22 protein-coding genes and 1 other RNA gene are annotated in these 22,319 nt (G+C 71.8%); 12 read left to right on the forward strand and 11 right to left on the reverse strand.

Features of this window, described 5'->3' with window-relative positions:
* Positions 1–90: 90 nt before the first annotated feature.
* Positions 91–1,287 carry a cell division protein ZapE gene (gene zapE / locus FF100_RS05765; protein WP_139034610.1) on the forward strand — a complete coding sequence of 399 codons (1,197 nt, stop codon included), beginning with the start codon at positions 91–93 and terminating at the stop codon, positions 1,285–1,287.
* A 110-nt stretch (positions 1,288–1,397) separates the two neighbouring features.
* Positions 1,398–2,534: a M20 family metallopeptidase gene (locus FF100_RS05770; protein ID WP_139034611.1), complete on the forward strand. Its 1,137-nt coding sequence runs from the start codon at positions 1,398–1,400 to the stop codon at positions 2,532–2,534.
* A 285-nt stretch (positions 2,535–2,819) separates the two neighbouring features.
* Here FF100_RS05770 and FF100_RS05775 read toward each other — a convergent pair whose 3' ends face one another.
* Positions 2,820–4,484, reverse strand: coding sequence for a methyl-accepting chemotaxis protein (locus FF100_RS05775; protein ID WP_171070063.1), 1,665 nt, complete (start codon positions 4,482–4,484; stop codon positions 2,820–2,822).
* A gap of 583 nt (positions 4,485–5,067) precedes the next feature.
* Between FF100_RS05775 and FF100_RS05780 the strand changes: the two genes are divergently transcribed.
* Positions 5,068–5,691, forward strand: a complete 624-nt coding sequence (locus FF100_RS05780; protein WP_139034613.1) for an NUDIX domain-containing protein — start codon at positions 5,068–5,070, stop codon at positions 5,689–5,691.
* Positions 5,692–5,712: 21 nt separating this feature from the next.
* Here FF100_RS05780 and FF100_RS05785 read toward each other — a convergent pair whose 3' ends face one another.
* Positions 5,713–6,702, reverse strand: a complete 990-nt coding sequence (locus FF100_RS05785) for an alpha/beta fold hydrolase (RefSeq protein ID WP_139034614.1) — start codon at positions 6,700–6,702, stop codon at positions 5,713–5,715.
* A 114-nt stretch (positions 6,703–6,816) separates the two neighbouring features.
* On the opposite strand from FF100_RS05785, the gene ffs reads away from it, so the two are divergent.
* The 8 genes from ffs (at position 6,817) to FF100_RS05825 (ending at position 12,926) form a co-directional block, all read left to right on the forward strand.
* An RNA gene (gene ffs, locus FF100_RS05790) (signal recognition particle sRNA small type) lies at positions 6,817–6,913 on the forward strand.
* 62 nt (positions 6,914–6,975) lie between these two features.
* Complete coding sequence (locus tag FF100_RS05795; protein ID WP_139034615.1) at positions 6,976–8,946, forward strand: DNA polymerase III subunit gamma/tau; 1,971 nt, start codon at positions 6,976–6,978, stop codon at positions 8,944–8,946.
* A gap of 64 nt (positions 8,947–9,010) precedes the next feature.
* Positions 9,011–9,331: a YbaB/EbfC family nucleoid-associated protein gene (locus FF100_RS05800; RefSeq protein WP_139034616.1), complete on the forward strand. Its 321-nt coding sequence runs from the start codon at positions 9,011–9,013 to the stop codon at positions 9,329–9,331.
* Between the two features lie 116 nt (positions 9,332–9,447).
* Positions 9,448–10,053 carry a recombination mediator RecR gene (gene recR / locus FF100_RS05805; protein ID WP_139034617.1) on the forward strand — a complete coding sequence of 202 codons (606 nt, stop codon included), beginning with the start codon at positions 9,448–9,450 and terminating at the stop codon, positions 10,051–10,053.
* 102 nt (positions 10,054–10,155) lie between these two features.
* Positions 10,156–10,671: a peptide deformylase gene (gene def / locus FF100_RS05810; protein WP_139034618.1), complete on the forward strand. Its 516-nt coding sequence runs from the start codon at positions 10,156–10,158 to the stop codon at positions 10,669–10,671.
* A 22-nt stretch (positions 10,672–10,693) separates the two neighbouring features.
* On the forward strand, positions 10,694–11,626 hold the full coding sequence (gene fmt, locus FF100_RS05815; RefSeq protein ID WP_139034619.1) for a methionyl-tRNA formyltransferase: 933 nt from the start codon (positions 10,694–10,696) through the stop codon (positions 11,624–11,626).
* Positions 11,626–12,378, forward strand: coding sequence for a tRNA pseudouridine(38-40) synthase TruA (gene truA, locus FF100_RS05820; RefSeq protein WP_139034620.1), 753 nt, complete (start codon positions 11,626–11,628; stop codon positions 12,376–12,378). Before fmt ends, truA begins: the two co-directional genes overlap by 1 nt.
* 77 nt (positions 12,379–12,455) lie before the next feature.
* Entirely contained in the window at positions 12,456–12,926 is a 471-nt protein-coding gene (locus FF100_RS05825; protein WP_139034621.1) for a CCDC90 family protein, read from the forward strand.
* A 27-nt stretch (positions 12,927–12,953) separates the two neighbouring features.
* Here the strand turns inward: FF100_RS05825 and FF100_RS05830 are convergent, their stop codons facing one another.
* Both FF100_RS05830 and dapE read right to left on the reverse strand, forming a co-directional pair.
* Positions 12,954–13,523 (reverse strand): hypothetical protein, encoded by a 570-nt coding sequence (locus FF100_RS05830; RefSeq protein WP_139034622.1) that lies wholly within the window; start codon positions 13,521–13,523, stop codon positions 12,954–12,956.
* A 53-nt stretch (positions 13,524–13,576) separates the two neighbouring features.
* Positions 13,577–14,794, reverse strand: coding sequence for a succinyl-diaminopimelate desuccinylase (gene dapE / locus FF100_RS05835; RefSeq protein WP_139034623.1), 1,218 nt, complete (start codon positions 14,792–14,794; stop codon positions 13,577–13,579).
* A 97-nt stretch (positions 14,795–14,891) separates the two neighbouring features.
* Between dapE and FF100_RS05840 the strand changes: the two genes are divergently transcribed.
* Entirely contained in the window at positions 14,892–15,671 is a 780-nt protein-coding gene (locus FF100_RS05840; RefSeq protein ID WP_139034624.1) for a HesA/MoeB/ThiF family protein, read from the forward strand.
* A gap of 144 nt (positions 15,672–15,815) precedes the next feature.
* On the opposite strand, the gene FF100_RS05845 is transcribed toward FF100_RS05840, so the two are convergent.
* From FF100_RS05845 to rpmI, 7 genes are all read right to left on the reverse strand, one after another.
* Entirely contained in the window at positions 15,816–16,769 is a 954-nt protein-coding gene (locus FF100_RS05845; protein ID WP_139034625.1) for a DUF1186 domain-containing protein, read from the reverse strand.
* Positions 16,770–16,827: 58 nt separating this feature from the next.
* Positions 16,828–19,251: a phenylalanine--tRNA ligase subunit beta gene (gene pheT, locus FF100_RS05850; RefSeq protein ID WP_139034626.1), complete on the reverse strand. Its 2,424-nt coding sequence runs from the start codon at positions 19,249–19,251 to the stop codon at positions 16,828–16,830.
* A gap of 17 nt (positions 19,252–19,268) precedes the next feature.
* Positions 19,269–19,757 carry a hypothetical protein gene (locus tag FF100_RS05855; protein WP_139034627.1) on the reverse strand — a complete coding sequence of 163 codons (489 nt, stop codon included), beginning with the start codon at positions 19,755–19,757 and terminating at the stop codon, positions 19,269–19,271.
* The gene (locus FF100_RS05860; RefSeq protein ID WP_139034628.1) at positions 19,754–20,074 is read right to left on the reverse strand and encodes a hypothetical protein; all 321 of its coding nucleotides are present in this window, start codon (positions 20,072–20,074) and stop codon (positions 19,754–19,756) included. The genes FF100_RS05855 and FF100_RS05860 overlap by 4 nt, the downstream gene beginning before the upstream one ends.
* Before the next feature lie 23 nt (positions 20,075–20,097).
* Positions 20,098–21,180, reverse strand: a complete 1,083-nt coding sequence (gene pheS / locus FF100_RS05865; RefSeq protein WP_139034629.1) for a phenylalanine--tRNA ligase subunit alpha — start codon at positions 21,178–21,180, stop codon at positions 20,098–20,100.
* A 175-nt stretch (positions 21,181–21,355) separates the two neighbouring features.
* Positions 21,356–21,733 carry a 50S ribosomal protein L20 gene (gene rplT, locus FF100_RS05870; RefSeq protein ID WP_135417262.1) on the reverse strand — a complete coding sequence of 126 codons (378 nt, stop codon included), beginning with the start codon at positions 21,731–21,733 and terminating at the stop codon, positions 21,356–21,358.
* Between the two features lie 65 nt (positions 21,734–21,798).
* On the reverse strand, positions 21,799–22,002 hold the full coding sequence (gene rpmI, locus FF100_RS05875; protein WP_007561407.1) for a 50S ribosomal protein L35: 204 nt from the start codon (positions 22,000–22,002) through the stop codon (positions 21,799–21,801).
* Between the last annotated feature and the right edge of the window lie 317 nt (positions 22,003–22,319).

Here is a 22,319-nt window from a genome sequence, read left to right on the forward strand (position 1 = left end):
GCACGGCGCGGCGGACGTGCCGGTGGCGCATGACGCCGCCATGATCTCACCGCATTGCGCGGGCCCGCGCGCCGGGATAAGCCCCCTCGCGTGACGCAGAGCCCCGCTTCCGCCGCCCGCCTCCCCGTCGCCGCCCGCTACGACGCCCTGGTCGAGTCGGGGGCGATCGAGCGCGATCCCGCCCAGACCGACCTCGTCGCCCGACTCGACAGGCTGATCGGCGACCTCGCCGCGGCGCCGCCGCCGTCGAGCCCCGGCCTGCTCGGCCGGCTGTTCGGCCGCCAGCCCGAGCCGGTATCCGGCCCCCCCGGGCTCTACGTCTGGGGTCTCGTGGGCCGCGGCAAGACCATGCTGATGGACCTGTTCTACGAGGCCGCGCCGGGCACCAAGCGCCGGGTGCACTTCCACGCCTTCATGGGCGACGTGCACGAGCGCATCCACCGCCATCGCCAGGCGGTGAAGCAGGGAACGGCCCGCGGCGACGACCCGATCCAGCCGGTGGCCGAGGCCCTGGCGGCCGAGGCCCGGCTCCTCTGCTTCGACGAGTTCACGGTGACCGACATCGCCGACGCGATGATCCTCGGGCGGCTGTTCACCGCGCTCTTCGCCCGCGGCACCGTGATGGTGGCGACCTCGAACGTCGAGCCCGACCGGCTCTACGAGGGCGGGCTCAACCGGGCCCTGTTCCTGCCCTTCATCGACCAGCTCAAGGAGCGGGTGACGGTGGTGCGGCTCGACTCGCGCACTGATTTCCGGCTGGAGAAGCTCGGCGGCAGCCCGGTCTACCACGTGCCGGCGGACGAGGCCGCCGCGGAGGCGCTGACCGGCGCGTTCCGGGCCCTGTCCGGCGAGCCGAGGGGCCGGCCGACGGCGATCACCGTCAAGGGCCACGAGGTGGCGATCCCCGAGGCCGCCGGCGGCGTCGCCCGCTTCACCTTCGCGGATCTCTGCGCCCGGCCGCTCGGCGCGGCCGACTATCTCGCGCTCGCCGAGCGCTTCCACACCGTGATCGTGGAAGACATCCCGGTGATGGACATGCCTCAGCGCAACGAGGCCAAGCGCTTCATCATCCTGGTCGATGCGCTCTACGACACCCGCACCAAGCTGCTCGCCTCCGCCGCCGCCGAGCCGACCGGGCTGTATCTGGCCGATTCCGGCCGCGAGGCGTTCGAGTTCGAGCGCACGGTCTCGCGCCTGATCGAGATGCGCTCCGAGGCCTACCTCGCCCTGCCGCATGGCCGGCCGGACGAGGCCACCGGCAGCACGACGGGACTGGTGGAAACCTGACGGCGCGCGCGGCGCGGTTCTTGATCGCGCCGCAACCGGTGCGCCGGAGCGGTGCCGCGATCCTGTTGTTAGATCATCATTGTTCGATCATCCCGTTGCCGAGGCCCCCGATGACCCCCTCCCCCCTGCCCACCGACATCTCGCCGGACCGCGCCGTCGCGGCGATCTCGCGCTGGCTGGCGGTGGAGAGCCCGACGAATTCGGCTGACGGCGTCAACCGGATGATGGATCTCGTCGCCGAGGAGGCCGCGACCCTCGGCCTCGCCGCCGAGCGGGTGCCGGGCCGTGACGGGTTCGGCGACAACCTGATCCTGCGGGCCGGCCCGCGGACGGCCGAGCCCGGCATCCTGGTCCTGTCGCATCTCGACACCGTGCACCCGATCGGCACCCTGGCCCACGATCTGCCGGTGCGGGTCGAGGGCGACCGGCTCTACGGCCCGGGCGTCTACGACATGAAGGGCGGCGCCTGGCTGGCGCTCCAGGCCTTCGCGGCGGCCTCCCGCGGGACCGCGGGGCGGCGCCCCCTCGCCTTCCTGTTCACCAGCGACGAGGAGACCGGCTCGGTCTCGACCCGCGGGCTGATCGAGGATCTGGGCCGCGCCAGTGCCGCGGTGCTCGTCACCGAGCCCGGCCGCGACGGCGGCAAGGTGGTGACCGGGCGCAAAGGCGTCGGCCGCTTCGACGTCCATGTCGAGGGCCGCCCGTCCCATGCCGGCACCCGCCACGCCGATGGCCGCAACGCCATCCGGGAGGCCGCCCGGCTGATCCTGGAGATCGAGGGCCTGACCGACTATTCGCGCGGCGTCACCACCACGGTCGGGACGATCACGGGCGGCACCGCCGAGAACGTGGTGCCCCAGCATTGCCGCTTCGCCGTCGACCTGCGGGTCGTCACCGCGGCCGATGGTGAGGATCATGCGGGCCGGATCCTGGGGCTTCGCGCGAGGGAGGATTTCCGCGTGACGGTGACCGGCGGCATGAACCGGCCGCCCTACGATGCCGGAGCCGGTGCGGCGCTCTACGCCCATGCCAGGGCGCTGGCCCGCGACGAGCTCGGGATCGATCTCGGCGAGGTGCCGCTCACCGGCGGCGGCTCGGACGGCAACTTCACGGCGGCGCTCGGCATCCCGACCCTCGACGGGCTCGGCATCGACGGCGACGGGGCGCACACGCTGCAGGAACATGGCCTGATCTCCTCGATCGAGCCTCGCATGCGGCTGATGCAGCGGCTGCTGGAGACGCTGTGACCGGCGCCCCCGGGCACCGCCCGGTCACGGTGCAGCCCCGGACCACGCGGCGGGCGGATCCGGCACCGGCGGGCATACGGGCGATCGTGAGCCGCTCCTGTCCCGGACGACCGGATCTCCGTCCACGCCGTTTCAGCCGTCCGGCAGCGCGGTGCGGTTCACCATGCAGGGCCGGCCTGTCGGGATGCGCAGGCGCCGTGTTGCTGCCTATGGGGGCACGACAACCTTGATCGTCCGGCTTGTGCGATGTGAGCCCGTGTCCGTGTCGTCGGCATGCCCGCCCGGTCAGCTCCGGTAGGCGGTGCGGCAGGCGCCCCAGTGCCGGCCGAGCACCCGGATCGGCGCGTCGACCTCGCGCACCTGGACGGTCTCGCCACCGACCTGGCGCCGGTAGGCCTGGACCGTGAAGGGGCGGGTCGAGCGGGCCGCGGTGATGCCGGTGCGGTCGTCGAAGATCCGCCGGTCGCGGCAATGCGCGTCGTTCCAGACCGGGTCGCCGGGCCGCTGCGGCTGCGACACGCGCCGATTGTGGATCGGCAGGAAGCCGTTGCGGTCGGTCGGGATGCAGAACAGCATCCGGTTGTCCTGGGCGAGCGGTGGCTCGATCAGCGGGCGGAGCGCCCGCTCCAGGGTGGCGACGGCCTGGTTGAGGAATTGCGGCGGGTTGCTCCCGGCGATCGGTCGGTAGGCGGTGTCGAACAGGGCTTCCTCGGTGATGCGCCCGGCCCGGATCTCCGCCTCCATCGCCGTCGCCATCGCGCCGGCGATCCCTTGCGCCCGGACGATCAGGGGCTGGTACTCCGCGGCGATCTCGGCGAGCGTCGCGCGCAGCCGCGCCTCGGCCGCCGCGTCGAGGTCCGTGAAGCAGGCATGCAGCCCGACCGGGCTTTCCCCGACGATCCGCGCCGCGACCGCGCCGAGGCGCTCGACCTCGAGGGCGAGCCGCGTCCCGATCGCGGGCGCCTGGCCTGAGAGCACGTCGAGGAGCAGGCCGCCGGTGCTGAGATCGATGCTGCGGGTGCGCCGGCCGTCGGCGAGGCGCACGGCGAGGTCAACCGGGTAGCGGTCGAAGCGGCGGCGGTCGCCGAGCTCGCTTTGCCGGACCACGGCGACGAAGCGGCGCCCGAGCCCCTCGGCCTGGGCGGCGGCGCCGGACGCCTCGGATTCCGCCCGGGCGGCGAGGCCGTCGACCCGGTCGGCGGTGGCGCAGACGTGGCGCGCCTCGCGGCTTACGCCGGCGACGAAATCGGCCGCGCGTCCGGCCTCGCCGGAAAGCCCGGCCACCGCGGCGGCCTGGTCGCCGGTGATGCCGATGACCGTGGCGAAGGCCGGCCGCATCGCCTCGACCGCGCCGGCGAGCGCCGTGATCGCGGTGCCTGAGGCGCTGGCGCCCTCGCGCAGCCGCGCGATCCGGTTGCGGACGTCCTCCGCGGCGCGGCCGGTCTCGACCGCCAGCGCCTTGACCTCCCCGGCGACGACGGCGAAGCCGCGGCCCGCCTCGCCGGCCCGCGCCGCCTCGATGGTCGCATTGAGGGCCAGGAGGTTGGTCTGGCGCGAGACCGTGGCGATCGCGTCGACCACGCCGACGATCTCCTCGGTGGCCCGGGCCAGCGCCTGCATGAAGGCCTGCGCCTCGCCGGCCCGATCGGCCGCGGTGCCGAGATGGCCGTCCGCCTCGCCGATCGCCGCCGCGATCCGGTCCGAGGTCGCCGAGAGCGTGCGGCTCGTGTCGAGGATCTTGGCCGTCATCGCCTCGGCGTCGCCCGCCGCCTCGGCGAGGCCGTCCATCTGGGCGCGGATGTCGGCGATCCCGGCCTGCATGCCGTCGACCTCGGTCCGGGCGCCCGCGATGGCCCCGCCGACCCGTGCGATCGCCGTGAGCACGTCGGCCTCCACCGCGTCCATGGCGTCCCCGGCGATGCGCGTCGACGGGCCTGCGGGGCCGGTCATCGCTCGCACGGCGACCGGCTCGGCGGCCGGCGCCGTTGGCACGGATGGTTTCGGACGGGGCGAGGCGAAGAAGCGCATGGGGCAAGTCATAACGGATGGACGTTAACGATCAATGATCCGGCGTCGTCGCCCGCCAACATCCTTGGGCTCTTCCTCGACAGACATGTCGTTCGGAAGCAGTCGGCCGCCGCGCTGCCGCCGATTGCCTGGGCGTCGGCAGTCAATGCTGCCTTGCGGTCCTTGATCGGGTCGTTCGCGCCTGTCGGTCCGGCGCTCGGCGCGGATGCGCCGGGATCGACGGAGCGGAAGCAGGGCGGGAAGCGCCGGCACCCGCGATCGCGCCGGATTCCCGCCACCCCGACCGGGTGGAACCCTGCGGGAGCAGGGCCGACCTCCCGGGTGGGCAGGCCGTCCGGGGCCTTGTGCCGGGCGGAGACCGCCACAGATGAAGGCGGAGATCACGGGGCCGCCGAGACCGGAATGACCGCGATTCGCCGCGGTGCCCGCCGCCGGTGGGGATCCCTGCCGCGCCGGAACCGGGATTCCGCGGCTCCCCGATCGCTGCGGGCGAGGAGGACCAGGCATGGCCGAACGCGACGACGGTCCCGAATCCTCCCATCCCCCGGCGGCCCGCTCGCCCTGGGTGACCCTCGCCCGCGAGCGCCGGTACGAGGACCGCTATCTCGGCCTCGACCTCGACCAGCTCCGCCACGAATCCGGCCGCGAGCACCCGCATGTCGCCCTGCGCTTCAAGGTGTTCGGCGTCGCGGTGCTGCCGGTCGATCCCGAGGGCCGGGTCACCCTGATCGGCCAATACCGCTACGTGCTCGACCGCTTCACCTGGGAGCTGCCCCGCGGCTCCGGCTCCGTCACCGACGATGCGCTCGCCACCGCCCGGCGCGAGCTGAAGGAGGAGACCGGCGACGAGGCCGAGTCGTGGCTCGAACTCATGCATCTCGACGCCTCGCCCGGCATCTCCAGCGAGCGGGTCCCCGGCTTCGTCGCCTGGAACCTGCGCCGCGGCCCGGCCCACCCGGACCCGCAGGAGAGCCTGCGGGTGCGACGCATCCCCTTCGCCGACGCCGTGGGCGAGGCGCTGTCGGGCGCGATCACCGACGGGCCGAGCGTGGCTTTGCTCCTGTGCCTCGCCGAACGGGTCCGGCGGGGAGATCTGCCGGAGGATCTGTCGCGGCTGGTGCGGGGATAGCGATCGGGGCCGGGAAAGGCCTCACCGCGCCGCCACTTCCCGCAGCAGCGCCTCGTGGAACCGGTCCGGCGCCTCGACCTGCGGCGCGTGGCCCAGGCCTTCGAACGTCACCAGCCGCGCCCCCTTGATCCGCCCCGCCACCTCCGGCCCGAGACGGTCGTAGCGCCCCAGCGTCTCGGCCAGAGCCGGCGCGGCGCGATTGGCGCCCGGGGCCGTGCGGTCCTTGGTCCCGACCATCAGCACCGTCGGCACGCGCAGGCGGTCGAATTCGTGCACCACCGGCTGGGTGAACACCATGTCGGAGGTCTGGGCCTGATTCCAGGCCACCCGCTCGGCGCCAGGACCCGCGTAGAGCCCGGCCTGCATCTCGACCCAGCGGTCGTAGGCCGGCTTCCACTGGCCGTCATAGTAGAACTTGAGCTGGTAGGCCTTGATGCTCGCCGCGTTCGTCCTGCGCTCGGCGGCGTAGGCGGCGTCGATCGTCTGGTAGGGCACGCCCTTGGCTTGCCAATCCTCGAGCCCGAGGGGGTCGACCATCACCAGCTGCTCGACCGCGTCGGGAAACATCAGGGCGTAGCGGGCCGCCAGCATGCCGCCCATCGAATGCCCGACGATGGTGGCCTCCTTGATGCCGAGGGAGGCGAGCAGGCCGTGGGTGTTGGTGGCAAGCTGCTGGAAGCTGAACTGGTAGCCGGCGGGCTTCGACGACTTGCAGAAACCCACCTGGTCGAGGGCGAGCACCCGGTAGCCGGCCCGGGCCAGCACGCCGACCGTGTCGCCCCAGGTCGCGGCGCAGAAGTTCTTGCCGTGGAGCAGCACGACGGTGCGGCCGTTCGGGCGCTCCGGCGTCACGTCCATGTAGGCCATCGACAGATCTTGCCCCTGCGACGCGAAGGCGTGGCGCTTGACCGGATAGGGATAGTCGAACCCCTCAAGCTCGGGCCCGTAGGAGGGCGCGGCGGACGCCGCCGTGGCGGACAGGAGGATGACGGCGAGGAGCGGGAGGCGCATGCGGCAGGGTCTCCGTGACGGTGCGAGGCTCTTACAACGCGCCGTCGCGCGCAGGCATGCACCGGCTTCAGTCCCGTGCTTGCGTTTCCGGCGCCGTCCCGCCATATAGGCCTCGGGAGGTTGGCGAGGGACGTTTCACTCGCCAACCGGGTCAGGTCCGGAAGGAAGCAGCCCTAACGAGACCGAGCGGGTTTTCGTCCAGCCTCCCACCCCTCCCCTTTCAGGAGCGCGTGCGCCCCCCTCCGGGGGCCGCCCTCACGACCCTGCGAGCGCATGGACGAGACCACCGGCACGCCCTCGATCGACGAGCCGGGTCTTCCCGGGTTCGGTTCGGCCCCAAGTCGCGCAGCGCCGGGCCAGCCGGCCCCCGCCTACCGGGTTCTGGCGCGCAAGTACCGCCCGAAGGATTTCGACGACCTGATCGGCCAGGGCGCCATGGTGCGCACCCTGGCCAACGCCTTCGAGGCGGGCCGCATCCCGCAGGCCTGGATGCTCACCGGCGTGCGCGGCGTCGGCAAGACCACCACCGCCCGCATCCTCGCCCGCGGCCTCAACTACGCGCTGCCCGACGATCCCCATGCCGGGCCGACGATCCGGCTGCCGCGCCTCGGGCTGCATTGCGCCGCCATCATGGAATCCCGGCACATCGACGTGCTGGAGATGGACGCCGCCTCGCATACCGGCATCGACGACGTCCGCCAGATCATCGACGGCATCCGCTACTCCCCGGTCTCGGCGCGCTACAAGGTCTACATCGTCGACGAGGTCCACATGCTGTCCGAGAAGGCGTTCAACGCCTTCCTGAAGACGCTGGAGGAGCCGCCGCCGCACGCGAAGTTCGTCTTCGCCACCACCGAGATCCGCAAGGTTCCGGTCACGATCCTGTCGCGCTGCCAGCGCTTCGACCTGCGCCGGGTCGAGGCCGGCGCCCTCATCGCCCACCTGCAGAAGATCTGCGACGCGGAAGCCGTCTCGGCCGAGGTCGAGGCCTTGGCCGCCATCGCGCGGGCAGCCGAGGGCTCGGTGCGCGATTCGCTGTCGCTCCTCGACCAGGCGATCGCCCACGGTGCCGGCCACGTCACCGCCGAGACGGTGCGCGACATGCTCGGCCTCGCCGACCGCGCCCGGGTCGTCGACCTGTTCGAGGCGGCGATGCGCGGCGACGTGCCGGCGACCTTCGCGGAGCTGCGCGCCCAGCACGAGGCCGGGGCCGATCCGGGCGTCGTGCTGTCCGACCTCGCCGAGTTCACCCACCTCGTCACCCGGCTCAAGCTCGCGCCGGACTCCGCCCGGTCCGATACCTCGCTCAGCGAGGTCGAGCGGGCGCGCGGCGGCGACTTCGCCGACCGGCTCTCGGTGCGCGCCCTGTCGCGCGCCTGGCAGATCCTGCTCAAGGCGATCCCCGAGGTGCAGGCGGCGGCCCGCCCGCTCGCGGCGGCCGAGATGGCGCTGGTGCGCCTCATCTACGCCGCCGACCTGCCGACCCCCGACGAGGCCCTGCGCCAGATCAAGGAGGGCGGGAGCCTCAGCCTGCCGGCCCGGGCGCCGGCGGCGCCCGCATCCGCCCCGTCGATGCAGGCGGCCCCGGCCATGGTGCCGGTGATGGCGGCCCCCGTGATGGCGGCTCCGGTCTCGGCGCCCGTCACCGCCCTGCGCGCCACGAGCGCCGCGGCGCCGGCCCCGTCGCGCAGCCTGCCCGAGGCCCCCCCGGCCGAGGCGGCCCCCCGTCCCGCCCCGTCCCCGGCGATGCCGCGCCCGACCCTGGTCCAGTCCGCGCCTGCGGCCAGGCCCGAGTCGAAGCCGGCTTCCGGCCCGCGCCTGCGCCGCTTCGAGGACATCGTGGCGCTCGCCGACGAGCGTCGCGACATCGGCCTGAAGATGGCGCTGGAGCGCGACGTCCATCTGGTGCGGTTCGAGGATGGCCGCATCGCGTTCCGCCTCGCCGAGGGCGGGCGCGCCACCCTCGCCACCGATCTCGGCAACGCCCTTCTCGCCTGGACCGGCCGGCGCTGGGCCGTCACCCTGTCGCAGGAGCCCGGCGAGGCGACGCTGGACGCCCGCGCCAAGGCCGCGGTGCAGAGCCGGCACCAGGGCGCGGCGAGCCACCCGCTGGTCCAGGCGGTGCTGAAGAACTTTCCCGGCGCCCAGATCGTCGACGTGCGCGACAAGGCCCCGGACCCAGCCTCCGATCCCGCGGCGCTCGGCGACGTCCCGCCGCCGGAGGCGGACGACCCGGACCTGTAGCCATCCGGCGCGGGGCACCCCACATCCGTTCGACCACTCTCTCTTGCACCACGAGGACGCCGCCATGGACATCATGGGACTGATGAAGCAGGCCCAGGCCATGCAGCAGAAGATGGCCGACCTTCAGTCAGAGCTCGACGGCGTCCAGGTCACGGGCGCGTCCGGCGGCGGTTCCGTCTCGGTGACGATGACCGCGAAGGGCGACGTGAAGGGGCTCACGCTCGATCCGTCGCTGCTGGTTCCGGACGAGAAGGAGATCCTCGAGGATCTGATCGTCGCGGCCCTCTCCGATGCCAAGGCCAAGGCCGAGCGCGCAGCCCAGGAGCGGATGCAGGACCTGACCAAGGGCCTGCCGCTGCCGCCCGGCATGAAGCTGCCGTTCTAGGATCGACACCTCTCCGCTCGCCTGACCAGGGGGGCGCTTCCCCTTCCCGCACACGGGAGAGGGGATTCCGCGCCCGTTCTGCCGATCGCCCGACACGTACGAAAGTCGAGTCATCCATGCCCCAGGCCGTCGCGGGTCCGGAGATCGAGCGTCTGATCCAGCTCCTGGCCCGCATGCCCGGCCTCGGGCCGCGCTCGGCCCGCCGGGCCGCCCTCCAGCTGATCAAGAAGCGCGAGACGCTGCTGGCGCCGCTCGCCGATGCCATGCGGATCGCCGCCGACCGGATCGTGGTCTGCCAGGAATGCGGCAACGTCGACACGCAGGATCCCTGTACCATCTGCCGCGACCAGAGCCGTGACCCCTCGATGCTGGTGGTGGTCGAGGACGTGTCGGACCTCTGGGCGCTGGAGCGCTCCGGCGCCGTGACGGCGCGCTACCACGTGCTCGGCGGCGTGCTCTCGGCCCTCGACGGGGTGCGGCCCGAGAACCTGAATCTCGGCCGGCTGGTCGAGCGGGTGAGCCGGCCTGAGATGCGCGAGGTGATCCTGGCGCTCAACGCGACGGTCGACGGCCAGACCACCGCCCATTACGTCACCGAGCTGCTCACCCATCTGCCGATCAAGGTGACGCGCCTCGCCCACGGCGTGCCGGTCGGCGGCGAGCTCGACTACCTCGACGAGGGGACGCTCTCGGCGGCGATCCGCCAGCGCACGGCTTTCTAGCGTAGGCCGTCAACGGGTTTGACCCGGAAGACGCGAATCCTTATCTCCGGGATTGTTGCGGGCACCCAGCGGCGCCCGAATCCCCGACATCCTGGCGTCCGAATGAGCATCCGTCCCCTCGTCATCCTGCCGGACGCGCGCCTGCGCGAGATCTCGGCCCCGGTCGGCACGATCACCGGCGACGTGCGGAAGCTCGCGGCCGACATGCTGGAGACGATGTACGACGCGCCCGGCGTCGGCCTCGCCGGCATCCAGATCGGCGAGCCGGTCCGCATCGTCACCGTCGATACCTCGAAGGAGAAGGACGAGCGCAAGCCGCTCGTGCTCCTCGATCCCGAGATCGTCTGGTCCTCGGAGGAGACCCGCCCCTACGAGGAGGGCTGCCTGTCGATCCCCGAATACTACGCCGAGGTGATCCGGCCCGACCGGGTGCGGGTGCGCTTCCGCACCCTCGACGGCGAGACCGTGGAGCAGGAGGCCGACGGGCTGCTGGCCACCTGCCTCCAGCACGAGATCGACCACCTCAACGGCGTGCTGTTCATCGATCACCTGTCGAAGCTCAAGCGCGACCGGGTGATGAAGAAGTTCGCCAAGGCGGCCAAGCGCGAAGCCGCATGATCCCGGTTTCCAGGAAGAAGACGTGTCCCTCAAGGTCGTGTTCATGGGCACCCCGGATTTCGCGGTGCCGACGCTGGCCGAGATCGTCGGCGGCGGCCACGAGGTCGTGGCGGTCTATACCCGCGCGCCGGCCCCGGCCGGCCGCGGCATGGTCCTGCGGCCGTCGCCGGTCCAGGCCCTGGCGGAGAAGTTCGGGCTCCCCGTCCTGACGCCGACGACGCTTCGCACCGAGGAGGCGGCCGAGACCTTCCGCGCCCATCAGGCCGATGTCGCCGTGGTGGTGGCCTATGGCATGATCCTGCCGCCCGCGATCCTCGACGCGCCGGCTTTGGGCTGCCTCAACCTGCACGCCTCGCTGCTGCCGCGCTGGCGCGGCGCCGCGCCGATCCAGCGCGCCGTGATGGCGGGGGACGATGAGACCGGCGTCGCGGTGATGCGGATGGAGCCGGGCCTCGATACCGGTCCGGTCGGCATGGTCGAGCGGATGGGCATCGGCCCCGACATGACGTCCGGCGAGCTGCACGACCGGCTGATGCCGCTCGGCGCCGACCTGATGGCGCGGGGGCTCGGCGCCCTGGAGCGCGGCAACCTGCGGTTCCGGCCGCAGCCGGCCGAGGGCGTCGTCTACGCCCACAAGATCACCAACGAGGAGGCGCGGCTCGACTGGTCGCAGCCGGCACGTGCCCTCCACGACCGGGTGCGCGGCCTGTCGCCGTTCCCCGGCGCCTACCTGATGGCCGATCTCGGCCGCGGGCCGGAGCGGGTGAAGGTGCTGCGGGCGCGCCTCGCGGAAGGGTCGGCCGAGCCCGGCACGCTCCTCGACGCCGCCGGCACGGTCGCGTGCGGCGAGGGCGCCTTGCGCCTCGTCACCGTGCAGCCCGCCGGCAAGGGCGCGATGCCATTCGGGGATTTCGCCCGCGGCCGCCGGCTCGAACCGGGCACCCGCCTCGCCTGATGCCCCGCTACAAGCTCGTCGTCGAGTATGACGGCACCGCTTTCGCCGGCTGGCAGCGTCAGGCCGCCGACCGGTCGGTCCAGCAGGCGCTGGAGGAGGCGATCGCCCGCTTCGTCGGCGGGCCGGTCCGGGTCCACTGCGCCGGGCGCACCGATGCCGGCGTGCACGCCACGCATCAGGTCGTGCATCTCGACCTCGACAAGTCCTGGCGCACCGACACCGTGCGCGATGCCGCCAACGCCCATCTCCGGCCCGAGCCGGTGGCGGTCATCTCGGCCGCCGAGGTCGACCCCGCTTTCGACGCCCGCCATTCGGCGATCAAGCGCCACTACCGCTACCGCCTGCTCAACCGCCGCTCGCCGCCGGCCCTGACCCGCGGCTTCGTCTGGCACGTGCCCTGGCCGCTCGACGCCGGGCTGATGCACGCGGGGGCGCAGCTGATGCTCGGCCGCCACGACTTCTCCGCCTTCCGGGCGGCGGAGTGCCAGGCCAACAGCCCGGTCCGCACCCTCGACCGCCTCGACGTGACCCGGGAGGGCGACGAGATCGTCGTCGTCACCGCGGCACGCTCGTTCCTGCACCACCAGGTCCGCGGCATGGTCGGCACGCTGATGCTCGCCGGTGGTGGCCGGCTCACCCCGCAGGGCGTGCGCGACGTGCTCGATTCCCGCGACCGCACCCGCTGCGGACCGCTCGCCCCGTCGGGCGGGCTGACGCTGATCGGGGTGGATTATCCGGCTGAGTTCGAGTGACCTTGCGTCAGTGAAACGGCTTGTTCGGATCGGACGTTTCTGACATCGATGGCCGTGCCGGAGCCGAGCGACCGATCATGACCGCCATCGCCCTCGACACCTATGCCCTCGTCCGTCGGCTCAAGGCGTCCGGCCTGTCGGAAGATCAGGCCGAGGCGATCACGGGTGTCTTGAGGGACGGTCGTGAGTCCGATCTGGCGCAACTTGCGACCAAGACGGATTTGCGGGCAAGCGAGATCGCTCTGAAAACGGACCTGCGGGACAGCGTGTCCTCCCTCAAGACCGACCTACGCGAAAACGTGTCCGCTCTCAGGACCGACCTGCGCGACAACGTGTCCGCTCTCAAGACCGATCTGCGTGAGACCGAGCTTCGCTTGGACGCCAAGATTGCGGATCTCGCGCACAGGATGGATCTCGGTTTGGCGGCAGCCCGTGCCGACTCGAAGCTCCTCGAGCAGCGAATGACCATCAAGCTCGGCGCGTTGGTCGCCGCCGGCATCGGTATCATGATCGCAGTCTTCCGCTACATGCCGCCCGCCGGCCATTGAGGGCCGCCGGGACGACCCGACGTCCGGTCACACCAGCGCGTGCGCGCCGCCGGCAAAGCCGACGATCAGCCCGAAGCAGGCGAGCGTGATCAGGGCCGCGGCGGGACCCGGCAGACCAAGGATCGCCCGCGCGGCGCGGCCGTGGAGCCACAGCATCACGATGGCGAAGGCGCCAGCCTCGATTGCCGCGATACCGGGCGTCGCGAAGCCGAGCAGTAGCAGGCAGCCCGGCAGCGCCAGGGCGGCGAGGCCCGCCGCCAGGCACCAGTTGGTCACGACCACGAACGGCACGTAGGCCCGGGTCCGGCCGAGCCGGCGCAGGACCGCGATCATCGCGACCGGCACGGCGAGGAAGCCGGCGACGATCCCGGCCAGCACCGAGGCGGTGACGTGATCGAGCTGGAACGGCGCCGTGCCGGTCCCGCGCTCCAGCGCGAGCGCCACCGTGGCCGCCGGCGCGGTCAGCCAGACCGCCCCGAACGAGCGCCAGAAGCCGCGCTCGCTCACGTCGAAGTGGCGCAGCGCATCCGGGCGGCGCCCGATCAGCCCGGCGGTGCCGCGGAGAGAACGAATGACGTCGTCGGCGCTCACGAACATCGGCGGCCTCCGGTCGATCGAGGCCGCCAGACTCTACTTTCGTCTAATGCCGGTCAAGACTGACGCAACGTCGCGGGCAGTGCAGGAAAATAAGCCTCAAGCACCCGTCCGTAGATCGCCGTCAGCCGGTCGAGATCGGCCAGGGCCACCCGCTCGTCGACTTGGTGCATCGTCTGCCCGACGAGGCCGAACTCGATGACCGGGCAGAAATCCTTGATGAAGCGGGCATCCGAGGTGCCGCCGGTGGTCGAGAGGGCCGGCCGGCGGCCGGTCTCGGCCTCGATCGCGTCCGCCACCTGCTCGACGAAGGCGTCGGGCGTGGTCAGGAAGGCGACGGAGTTGGTCGGGCGCACGTCGAGGCTGTAGCGCACGCGATTGCCGGCCGCCTCCGCGAGGCGACGCTCGAGCTCCGCCGCCAGGGTCTCGGGCGTCCAGAGGTCGTTGAAGCGGATGTTGAAGGTGGCGCACGCCTCGGCCGGAATCACGTTGGTCGCCGGGTTGCCGACATCCATGGTGGTGAATTCGAGGTTCGAGGCGTCGAAATGCGCCGTGCCCCCGTCGAGCGGCGTGGCGAGCAGCCCCTGTGCCAGGCGCAGGAGGCCGGGGATCGGGTTCTCGGCCCGGTGCGGGTAGGCGACGTGGCCCTGGACCCCGTGCACGGTCAGGGTCGCGGTGAGCGAGCCGCGCCGGCCGATCTTGATCATCTCGCCGAGGGTGTCGGGGTTGGTCGGCTCGCCGAGCAGGCAATGGCCGAAACGCTCCCCCCGGGCCCGGGCCCAGTCGAGGAGCTTGACGGTGCCGTTCACCGCCGGCCCCTCCTCGTCTCCGGCGATCAGGAACGCGATCGCGCCGCCGAAATCCGGCCCGCGCCGCTCCAGGAAGGCGAGCACCGCCGCCAGCAGGCAGGCGATGCCGCCCTTCATGTCGACGGCGCCGCGCCCGAACAGCTCGCCCCCCTCGATCACGGCCCCGAACGGGTCGTGGCGCCAGGCCGCGGCGTCGCCCGGCGGCACCACGTCGGTATGGCCGGCGAGCAGCAGGCACGGCCCGTCACCGATGCGGGCGTAGAGGTTCTCGATGTCCGGCGTGCCGGCCTCCGAGAAGACCGGCCGCTCGACCGTGAAGCCGGCCTGGCTGAGGAGCCCCGCCAGGTAGGCGAGCGCCCCGCCCTCGCTCGGCGTCACGGACGGGCAGCGGATCAGCCCCTGGGCCAGGGACACGGGTGTCGGGGAATGCGAGTCGGTCACGGGGCAGCCGGCGGTTCGAGGCATATCGGTCGTCGCGAGCCGTAGCGCCGAACGGCGCGGATGAGAACCGCCGCCGGCGGGGGGCCTTCCCCGGGGCGCGCGTCTCGCTTACCTGTGCCGCATGACCGCGCTCAGCCCCGACGAGATCGAACGCTACGCCCGCCACATCGTGCTGCGGGAGGTCGGCGGCCCCGGCCAGGTCCGGCTCAAGGCGGCGCGGGTGCTGGTGATCGGCGCCGGCGGCCTCGGCGCCCCGCTGATCCAGTACCTGGCGGCCGCCGGGATCGGCACCATCGGCATCGTCGACGACGACACCGTCTCGCTCTCGAACCTGCAGCGCCAAGTGATCCACGGCACGCCCGACATCGGCCGCCCGAAGGTCGAGAGCGCGGCGCACGCCGTGGCCCGGCTCAACCCGAACGTTCGGATCGAGGCTCACGCCATCCGGCTGACGCCCGAGAACGCCGAGGAGCTGATCGCCGCGTACGACCTCGTGGCCGACGGCTCCGACAATTTCGCGACCCGCTACGCCGTCTCGGATGCCTGCTACCGCGCCCGCCGGCCGCTGGTGACCGCGGCGCTGGGCCAGTTCGACGGCTCGCTCACCACCATCCGCGCCCACGAGACCGGGCCGGGCGGCCGGCCGAACCCGACCTATCGCTGCCTGTTCCCGAGCCCGCCGCCCGCCGGCTCGGTCCCGACCTGCGCCGAGGCCGGGGTGCTCGGTGCGCTCGCCGGGCTGATGGGCTCGCTGATGGCGCTGGAAGTCATTCGCGCCGTCGCGGGCTTCGGCGAGCCCCTGGTCGGCCGCCTGCTGATGGTCGATGCCCGCTCGCTGCGCTTCGAGACCCTTTCCTATGCCTGGGACCCGGGCAACCTGTTGAGCGGGACGGAGCATTGAGCCCCGCCGACCGGGAGCCTGCGCGGCCGGCCTCGTCGGCCTTGGTGAGCACGCGGCCGATGCTCGCCGAGACGTCCTGGCTGCCGCGCGCCGCCTGAGCGGCCTGCTCCACCGCGGTCGCCGTGATCGCGCCGCTGATCGCGCTCAGCGCCCGGGTGGCAGCGGCGGCAGGGCGGGCAAGCCCTGCTCAACCTTGTCGAGGCAGCACTTCTTGAACTTCTTGCCGCTGCCGCAGGGGCACGGATCGTTGCGGCCGACGTCGCGGTAGGGATTGCGCTCGGGGATCGGCAGGCCGTCCTCGTCGAGGGCGGGCAGGTGGTCGTAGGCGCCCTCGCGGGTATGCACCAGCGCGGCGACCGGGTCGTCGATGTAGTCGATGTTGAGATTGGCGAACCGCGCACGGCTCTTCGGCCGCAGGCGCGCCTCCTGCATCGTGTCCTGCACGGTCTCCCAGTCGACGAAGATGCCGGTATTGCGGCCGTCCTTGCGCGCGGCCTTGAGGCGCGGGACGAGGTCGTCGAAGCCGAGCAGCGCGACGGCGTCCTCCCAGCCCTGCCAGGCCTCGACGTCAGGATCGCCCAGGCGCTCGGCGTCGAAGCGGATCAGGAAGGGCCGCACGGTCTCGCGGTCGATGTCGCCGTCGGCGGTCAGCAGCGCGAGGGCGTGGAACAGCTCCATCCGGGTGAGGCCGTCCGGGACCTCGCCGGCGATGGCGGCGAGCAGGCGGTCGACGTCGCCGTCGAAGGTGCTGGCGATGATGCCCGACAGAGTGACCTGGTAATCCTCGCCGAGCGCCGACGCGACCACCTCGTCGCCGCGGCGCAGCAGGTGCATCAGCGGATCGTAGATCCGGCCCTCGCGGGTCGCCGCCAGGGCGTGCAGGCCCCAGAACAGCAGGTTCGAGTCGGGCGCGCTCAGCGGCTCCGTGCCCTCCTCGAGGTCGGCACCGGCGGCGCGGTGGAGAAGGACGAGCACCGGTCCGGCGATCGCCTCCGGATCCGCCACAGCCCGCCGCAGGGCGTCCTCCGGCAGGTGGGTCGCCGCCGCGAGCGCCTGGACCAGGCCGAAATCGGTCTTGTCGGTGTCCGTGTCCGTCATGCCCGCCTCCCGGCCTCATCTCCGGCGGCGCCCGTCGCGCCGCCGGTTCCCGTCCCGATCAGCCCCGCAGGGTCGCGCCGGTCTTGCGCGTCACCTCGGCGACGATCTTCTGGCTCACCGCCTCGATCTCGGCGTCGGTGAGCGTCCGGTCGGTCGGCTGCAGCCGCACCGCCACCGCGACGGACTTCTGGTCCTCGCCGATGCCGGCACCCTCGTAGACGTCGAACACCTCGATGCCGGTGACGAGGTTGCGCTCGGCACCTTGCGCCGCCTTCAGGATGTCGCCGGCGGCGACGCTGCGGGCGACCACGAAGGCGAAGTCGCGGGTGAGCGGCTGGAAGTCGGGCAGGTTCGCTGCCGGCTTCATCTTGGTCGGCCGGTGCTTCGGCAGCGGCAGGGCGTCGAGGGTGATCTCGCAGACCACCACCGGGCCCTTGATGTCGAGGGCCTTGAGCACCCGTGGGTGCAGCTCGCCGAAGAACCCGATCGGGTTGCGCGGGCCGAATTGCAGCGTGCCGGAGCGGCCGGGATGCAGCCAGTCCGGCCCGCCGGCCACGACCTGGAGGCCGCCGGTCGGCACGCCGAGGGCGGTGAGCAGCGCGAGGGCGTCGGCCTTGGCCTCGAAGGCGTCGACGGGCCGCGCCGCGCCGTCCCAGTGCCGGCCGGCGCCGCCATGGCGGGCCGAGCCGCGGCGGAGCGCCGTCGCCTTGGTGGTCTGGCCCTCGGGCTGGTCGGAGGCGAAGCACTGCCCGACCTCGAACAGCGCGACGTCGCCGTAGCCGCGGTCGGCGTTGCGTTGCGCGGCGCGGGCGAGGCCCGGCACCAGGCTCGGGCGCATGTCCGAGAGGTCGGCGGCGATCGGGTTGGCGAGCGCCAGCTCCGGCTTGCCGCCGCCGAACAGGGTCGCGTCGGCCTGCGCGATGAACGACCAGGTCACCGCCTCGACGAGGCCGCGCGCCGCGAATTCGCGCTTGGCCTGCCGTGTGCGCTTCTGCATCACGGTCAGCACCGGGCGGATGACGGTCGCCTCGATCCGCGGCAGGGGCTTCGGCTCGATCCGGTCGAGGCCGGCGATGCGCACGATCTCCTCGACGAGGTCGGCCTTGCCCTCGATGTCGGGGCGCCAGGACGGGGACAGAACCTTGGCCCGGTCGCCCGAGCCGGCGACGTGGAAGCCGAGCGATTCCAGCGTCACCTTCATCTCGGGCCGCGGCAGGTCGAGGCCCGACAGCCGGCGCACCTCGGTCCACGGGAAGTCGATGATGCGCTCGGTGTCCGGCACCTCGCCCGACACGGTGGCCTGGCTCGGCGTCCCGCCGCAGAGATCGAGGACGAGCTTCGTCGCGAGGTCGAGGCCCGGCAGGGCGAAGGCCGGGTCGACGCCGCGCTCGAACCGGTAGCGGGCATCGGTGACGATGCCGAGGCGGCGGCCGGTGCGGGCGATGGTGAGCGGGTCCCACAGGGCCGATTCGATCAGCACGTCGGTCGTGCCCTCGTCGCAGCCCGAATGCTCCCCGCCCATGATGCCGGCGATCGACTCGACGCCGGTCTCGTCGGCGATGACGATGGCGCCGTCGTCGAGCCGGTAGGTCCGCCCGTCGAGGGCCAGCACCTCCTCGCCGTCGCGGGCGCGGCGCACGGTGAGGTTCCCCTTCACCTTGGCGGCGTCGAAGACGTGCAGCGGCCGGCCGCGGTCGAAGGTGACGTAGTTGGTGATGTCGACGAGCGCATTGATCGGCCGCAGGCCGATCGCGGTCAGGCGCCGGCGCATCCACTCGGGCGACGGCCCGTTCCTGACGCCGCGCACCAGCCGCAAGGAGAAGAGCGGGCAGAGATGCGCGTCCTCCGGCGCGAAGTCGCGGGTGACGGCGACCGGGCAGGCCCCCTCCCCGCGCACCGGGGTCAGCTGCTCGCGCTTCAGGGTGCCGATGCCGGCCGCCGCCAGGTCGCGGGCGATGCCGTGGATGCCGGTGCAGTCGGGCCGGTTCGGCGTCAGGTTGATCTCGATCACCGGGTCGTCGAGGCCGGCAAACGCCGCGTAGGGCTGGCCCACCGGCGCATCGGTCGACAGGTCGAGGATGCCGTCATGGTCGTCCGACAGGCCGAGCTCGGAGCCCGAGCACAGCATGCCGCGGCTCTCGACGCCGCGGATCACGCCGACCGACAGGGTGATGTTCTTGCCCGGCACGTAGGTGCCGGGAGGCGCGAACACGGTCGTCATGCCGGCCCGCGCATTCGGCGCGCCGCAGACCACCTGGACGGGGGCGCCCTCGCCGGTATCGACGGTACAGACCCGCAGGCGGTCGGCATTCGGGTGCTGCTCGGCGGTGAGCACCGCGGCGATGCGGTAGGCCGCGAGCGCCGCCGCCTTGTCCTCGACGCGCTCGACCTCGAGGCCGATGCGGGTCAGCGTCTCGACGATCACGTCGAGGGAGGCGTCGGTGTCGAGGTGGTCCTTGAGCCAGGAGAGGGTGAATTTCATGGGCTAAACCTCTCGGCTCAGGCGAGCCGGGTCTTCGTGATGAGAAGGACGGCCAGGCGGCGGCACTGGTCGTCGTCGAGGGTTTCGAGGTCGGCGACGGCCTGCCTGGCGCGGGCCACGACGTTGCGGGTCACGTCGCGATGGAGGATCAGGCTGGGCGGGCTGTAATCCGCCTGATGCCGGCGATCCTGGAGGTAGGCGAAGGCTGCGCTGATCTCGACGACCGTCGGTCCGAGTTCGGCCGCCTCCCGCGCGGCCAGGCGTCTTCGGATCTGGCCGTGATCGAGGAGCCGATAGATCGGCTCGGTCAGTGCGGGGTCTCGCCGCCAGAGGCCGAGCGCGCGCGTGCTCACGAAGCACAGCCCGTGAAACACCGCGTAGTAGGCGCTGCTGACGGCGCGCCGCATCGCTGCCTTCTGCAGGTTGCGTCGCCCACCCTGCTCGGCGAGCAGGTCGGCGACCACGAGGAGGTCGTAGACGAGAGCGTTACCGAGGCGCGGCATCACGCATCCTCTTCCACGTCCCAATCCTCGTCGCCCAAGGCTTCGTCGCAAAAGGCCTCGTCGTCGGGGTAGTCGAAATCGAGATAGGGGAAGCGCTCCTCCCCCTTCTCGCGCAAGGCGAGCCAGAGCGCCGCGTTGGCGGCGTTGGATTCCTTGCCTCCGGTCACGCCCGCGCCGGGCTTCATATGGGCGACGACGAACAGCGACGGCTCGTCGGACTGGTTGTAGCCCGGGCGCACCTCGACCCGCGCGTAGCCGGACGCGGTGAGATACCGGGTCAGGATCTCGTCGGCGATCGTCGTGATCTCGTCCACGGTCATGGTGCGCCTCGCGCAAGCGTCTCTCAGGCGGTCAGGCCGCCGACCAGGCTCGGGATGTCGAGGGGCCGGAAGCCGTAATGCTCCAGCCACCGGACATCCGCCTCGAAGAACGGGCGCAGGTCCGGCATGCCGTATTTGAGCATCGCGATCCGGTCGATGCCCATGCCCCAGGCGAAGCCCTGCACGGTGTCCGGATCGAGGCCGCAATTGCGCAGCACGTTCGGGTGGACCATGCCGCAGCCGAGGATCTCGAGCCAGTCGTCGCCCTCGCCGAAGCGGATCTCGCCGCCTTTCCGAGAGCACTGGATGTCGACCTCGGCCGAGGGCTCGGTGAAGGGGAAGAACGATGGCCGGAAGCGCATCTTCACGCTGTCGACCTCGAAGAACGCCTTGCAGAACTCCTCCAGGATCCACTTCAGGTGCGAGATGTTCGCCTGGCGGTCGATCACCAGGCCCTCGACCTGGTGGAACATCGGGGTGTGGGTCTGGTCGGAATCGTGCCGGTAGGTGCGGCCGGGGCAGATCACCCGGATCGGCGGCTGCACGTTGCGCATGGTGCGGACCTGCACCGGCGAGGTGTGGGTGCGCAGGAGCTTGCGCTTCCCGTCCCGGTCGGGCCGCAGGAAGAAGGTGTCGTGCATCTCCCGGGCCGGATGGCCCTCGGGGAAGTTGAGCGCGGTGAAGTTCAGGTCGTCGGTCTCGACGTCCGGGCCTTCCGCGATCGAGAAGCCCATGTCGCCGAAGATCGCCGTGATCTCGTCCATCACCTGGGTGATCGGGTGGATGCGCCCGCGCGTCTCCGGTCCCTCGCGCACCGGCAGCGTCACGTCGATGCGCTCGGCGGCCAGGCGTGCGGTCAGCGCCGCCTCGGCCAGGGTCTCGCGCCGCGACTGGATCGCGCCCTGGACCCGGTCGCGCAGGCCGTTGATCAGCGGGCCCTGCTCCTTGCGCGCCTCAGGCGACAGGCCGCCCAGCGTCTTCAGCAGCTCGGAGACGGCGCCCTTCTTGCCGAGGGCGGCGACGCGCACGCCTTCGAGCGAGGCCTCGTCGGCGGCGCCTGAGACCTGGGCGAGGAGATCGGTTTCGAGGCTGGTGAGATCGGTCATGGTCTGCTCAATCGGGGCTTTGAGGCGATGCCCTGCAACGTGCCGCCCCGCCCCGTCAACCCGCAGGGCGGGATACGGTCCCCGCAACGCAAAACGGCCCGCGAGGGCGGGCCGTGCTGTCCGGTCGTCGAGGGGACCAGAAGGCCCGCGCAGCCGCGGGCCGTGGTTCAAGGCGTTAGGCCGCCTTCACCAGCTCGGCCGGCAGGGCCGACTTGGCCTTCTCGACCACGGCGACGAAGGCCGCCGGCTCGTGGATGGCGAGCTCCGAGAGCGCCTTGCGGTCGACCTGCACGCCGGACTTGGCCAGGCCGTCGATGAAGCGCGAATAGGTCAAGCCGTGCGGACGGACCGCCGCGTTGATGCGCTGGATCCAAAGGGCGCGGAAGTTGCGCTTCTTGTTCTTACGATCGCGGTAGGCATATTGCATGCCCTTCTCGACCGCCTGCTTGGCGATCCGGATCGTGTTCTTGCGCCGGCCGTAATAGCCCTTGGCGGCCTTGAAAACCTTCTTGTGCTTGGCGTGGCTGGTCACGCCGCGCTTGACGCGGGCCATGGTGATCTCCTGGGGGTTCTACGAAACAGATTCGGGATGAAGCGTCTTCTTGTCGAAGCCGGTTCTTAGCGGGCGTTCGGCAGGAAGTACTTCTTCACGTTGGCGGCGTCGCCCTCGAACAGGGTGGTCGTGCCGCGCAGGTTGCGGATCTGCTTCGTGGTCCGCTTGATCATGCCGTGGCGCTTGCCGGCCTGGGCGTACATGACCTTGCCGGTCCCGGTGATCTTGAAGCGCTTCTTGGCGCCCGACTTGGTCTTCAGCTTGGGCATTTTGCTCTCCTGACGCGAACTCCACCAGGGTTCCGCCACGGGCGGGCCCCGACGATCGCGACCGATCGATGGTGTGGAGCGACACGAACCGCCACGGCAGCCCTGACGGCCGGGCGGTTCGGTGAGGCGCGCGCTATAGCAGGGAGCGGCGCGTCGCGCAATCGCCGCATCGGCCGAGGCCCTTGTCCTGTGTGTGGCGGGAACAGATGCGGTTTCGCCGTAGCGTTGTGCGCTGCACCGGAACCATAAGCTCGGGTGCGCGGTTTCGTTCATGTCCCGCTCAGGCCCCATCCTGCTTAAGTCCCCCCAACGTGACC

Source organism: Methylobacterium terricola (assembly GCF_006151805.1).
In the GTDB taxonomy this organism is placed as follows: Bacteria; Pseudomonadota; Alphaproteobacteria; order Rhizobiales; family Beijerinckiaceae; genus Methylobacterium; species Methylobacterium terricola.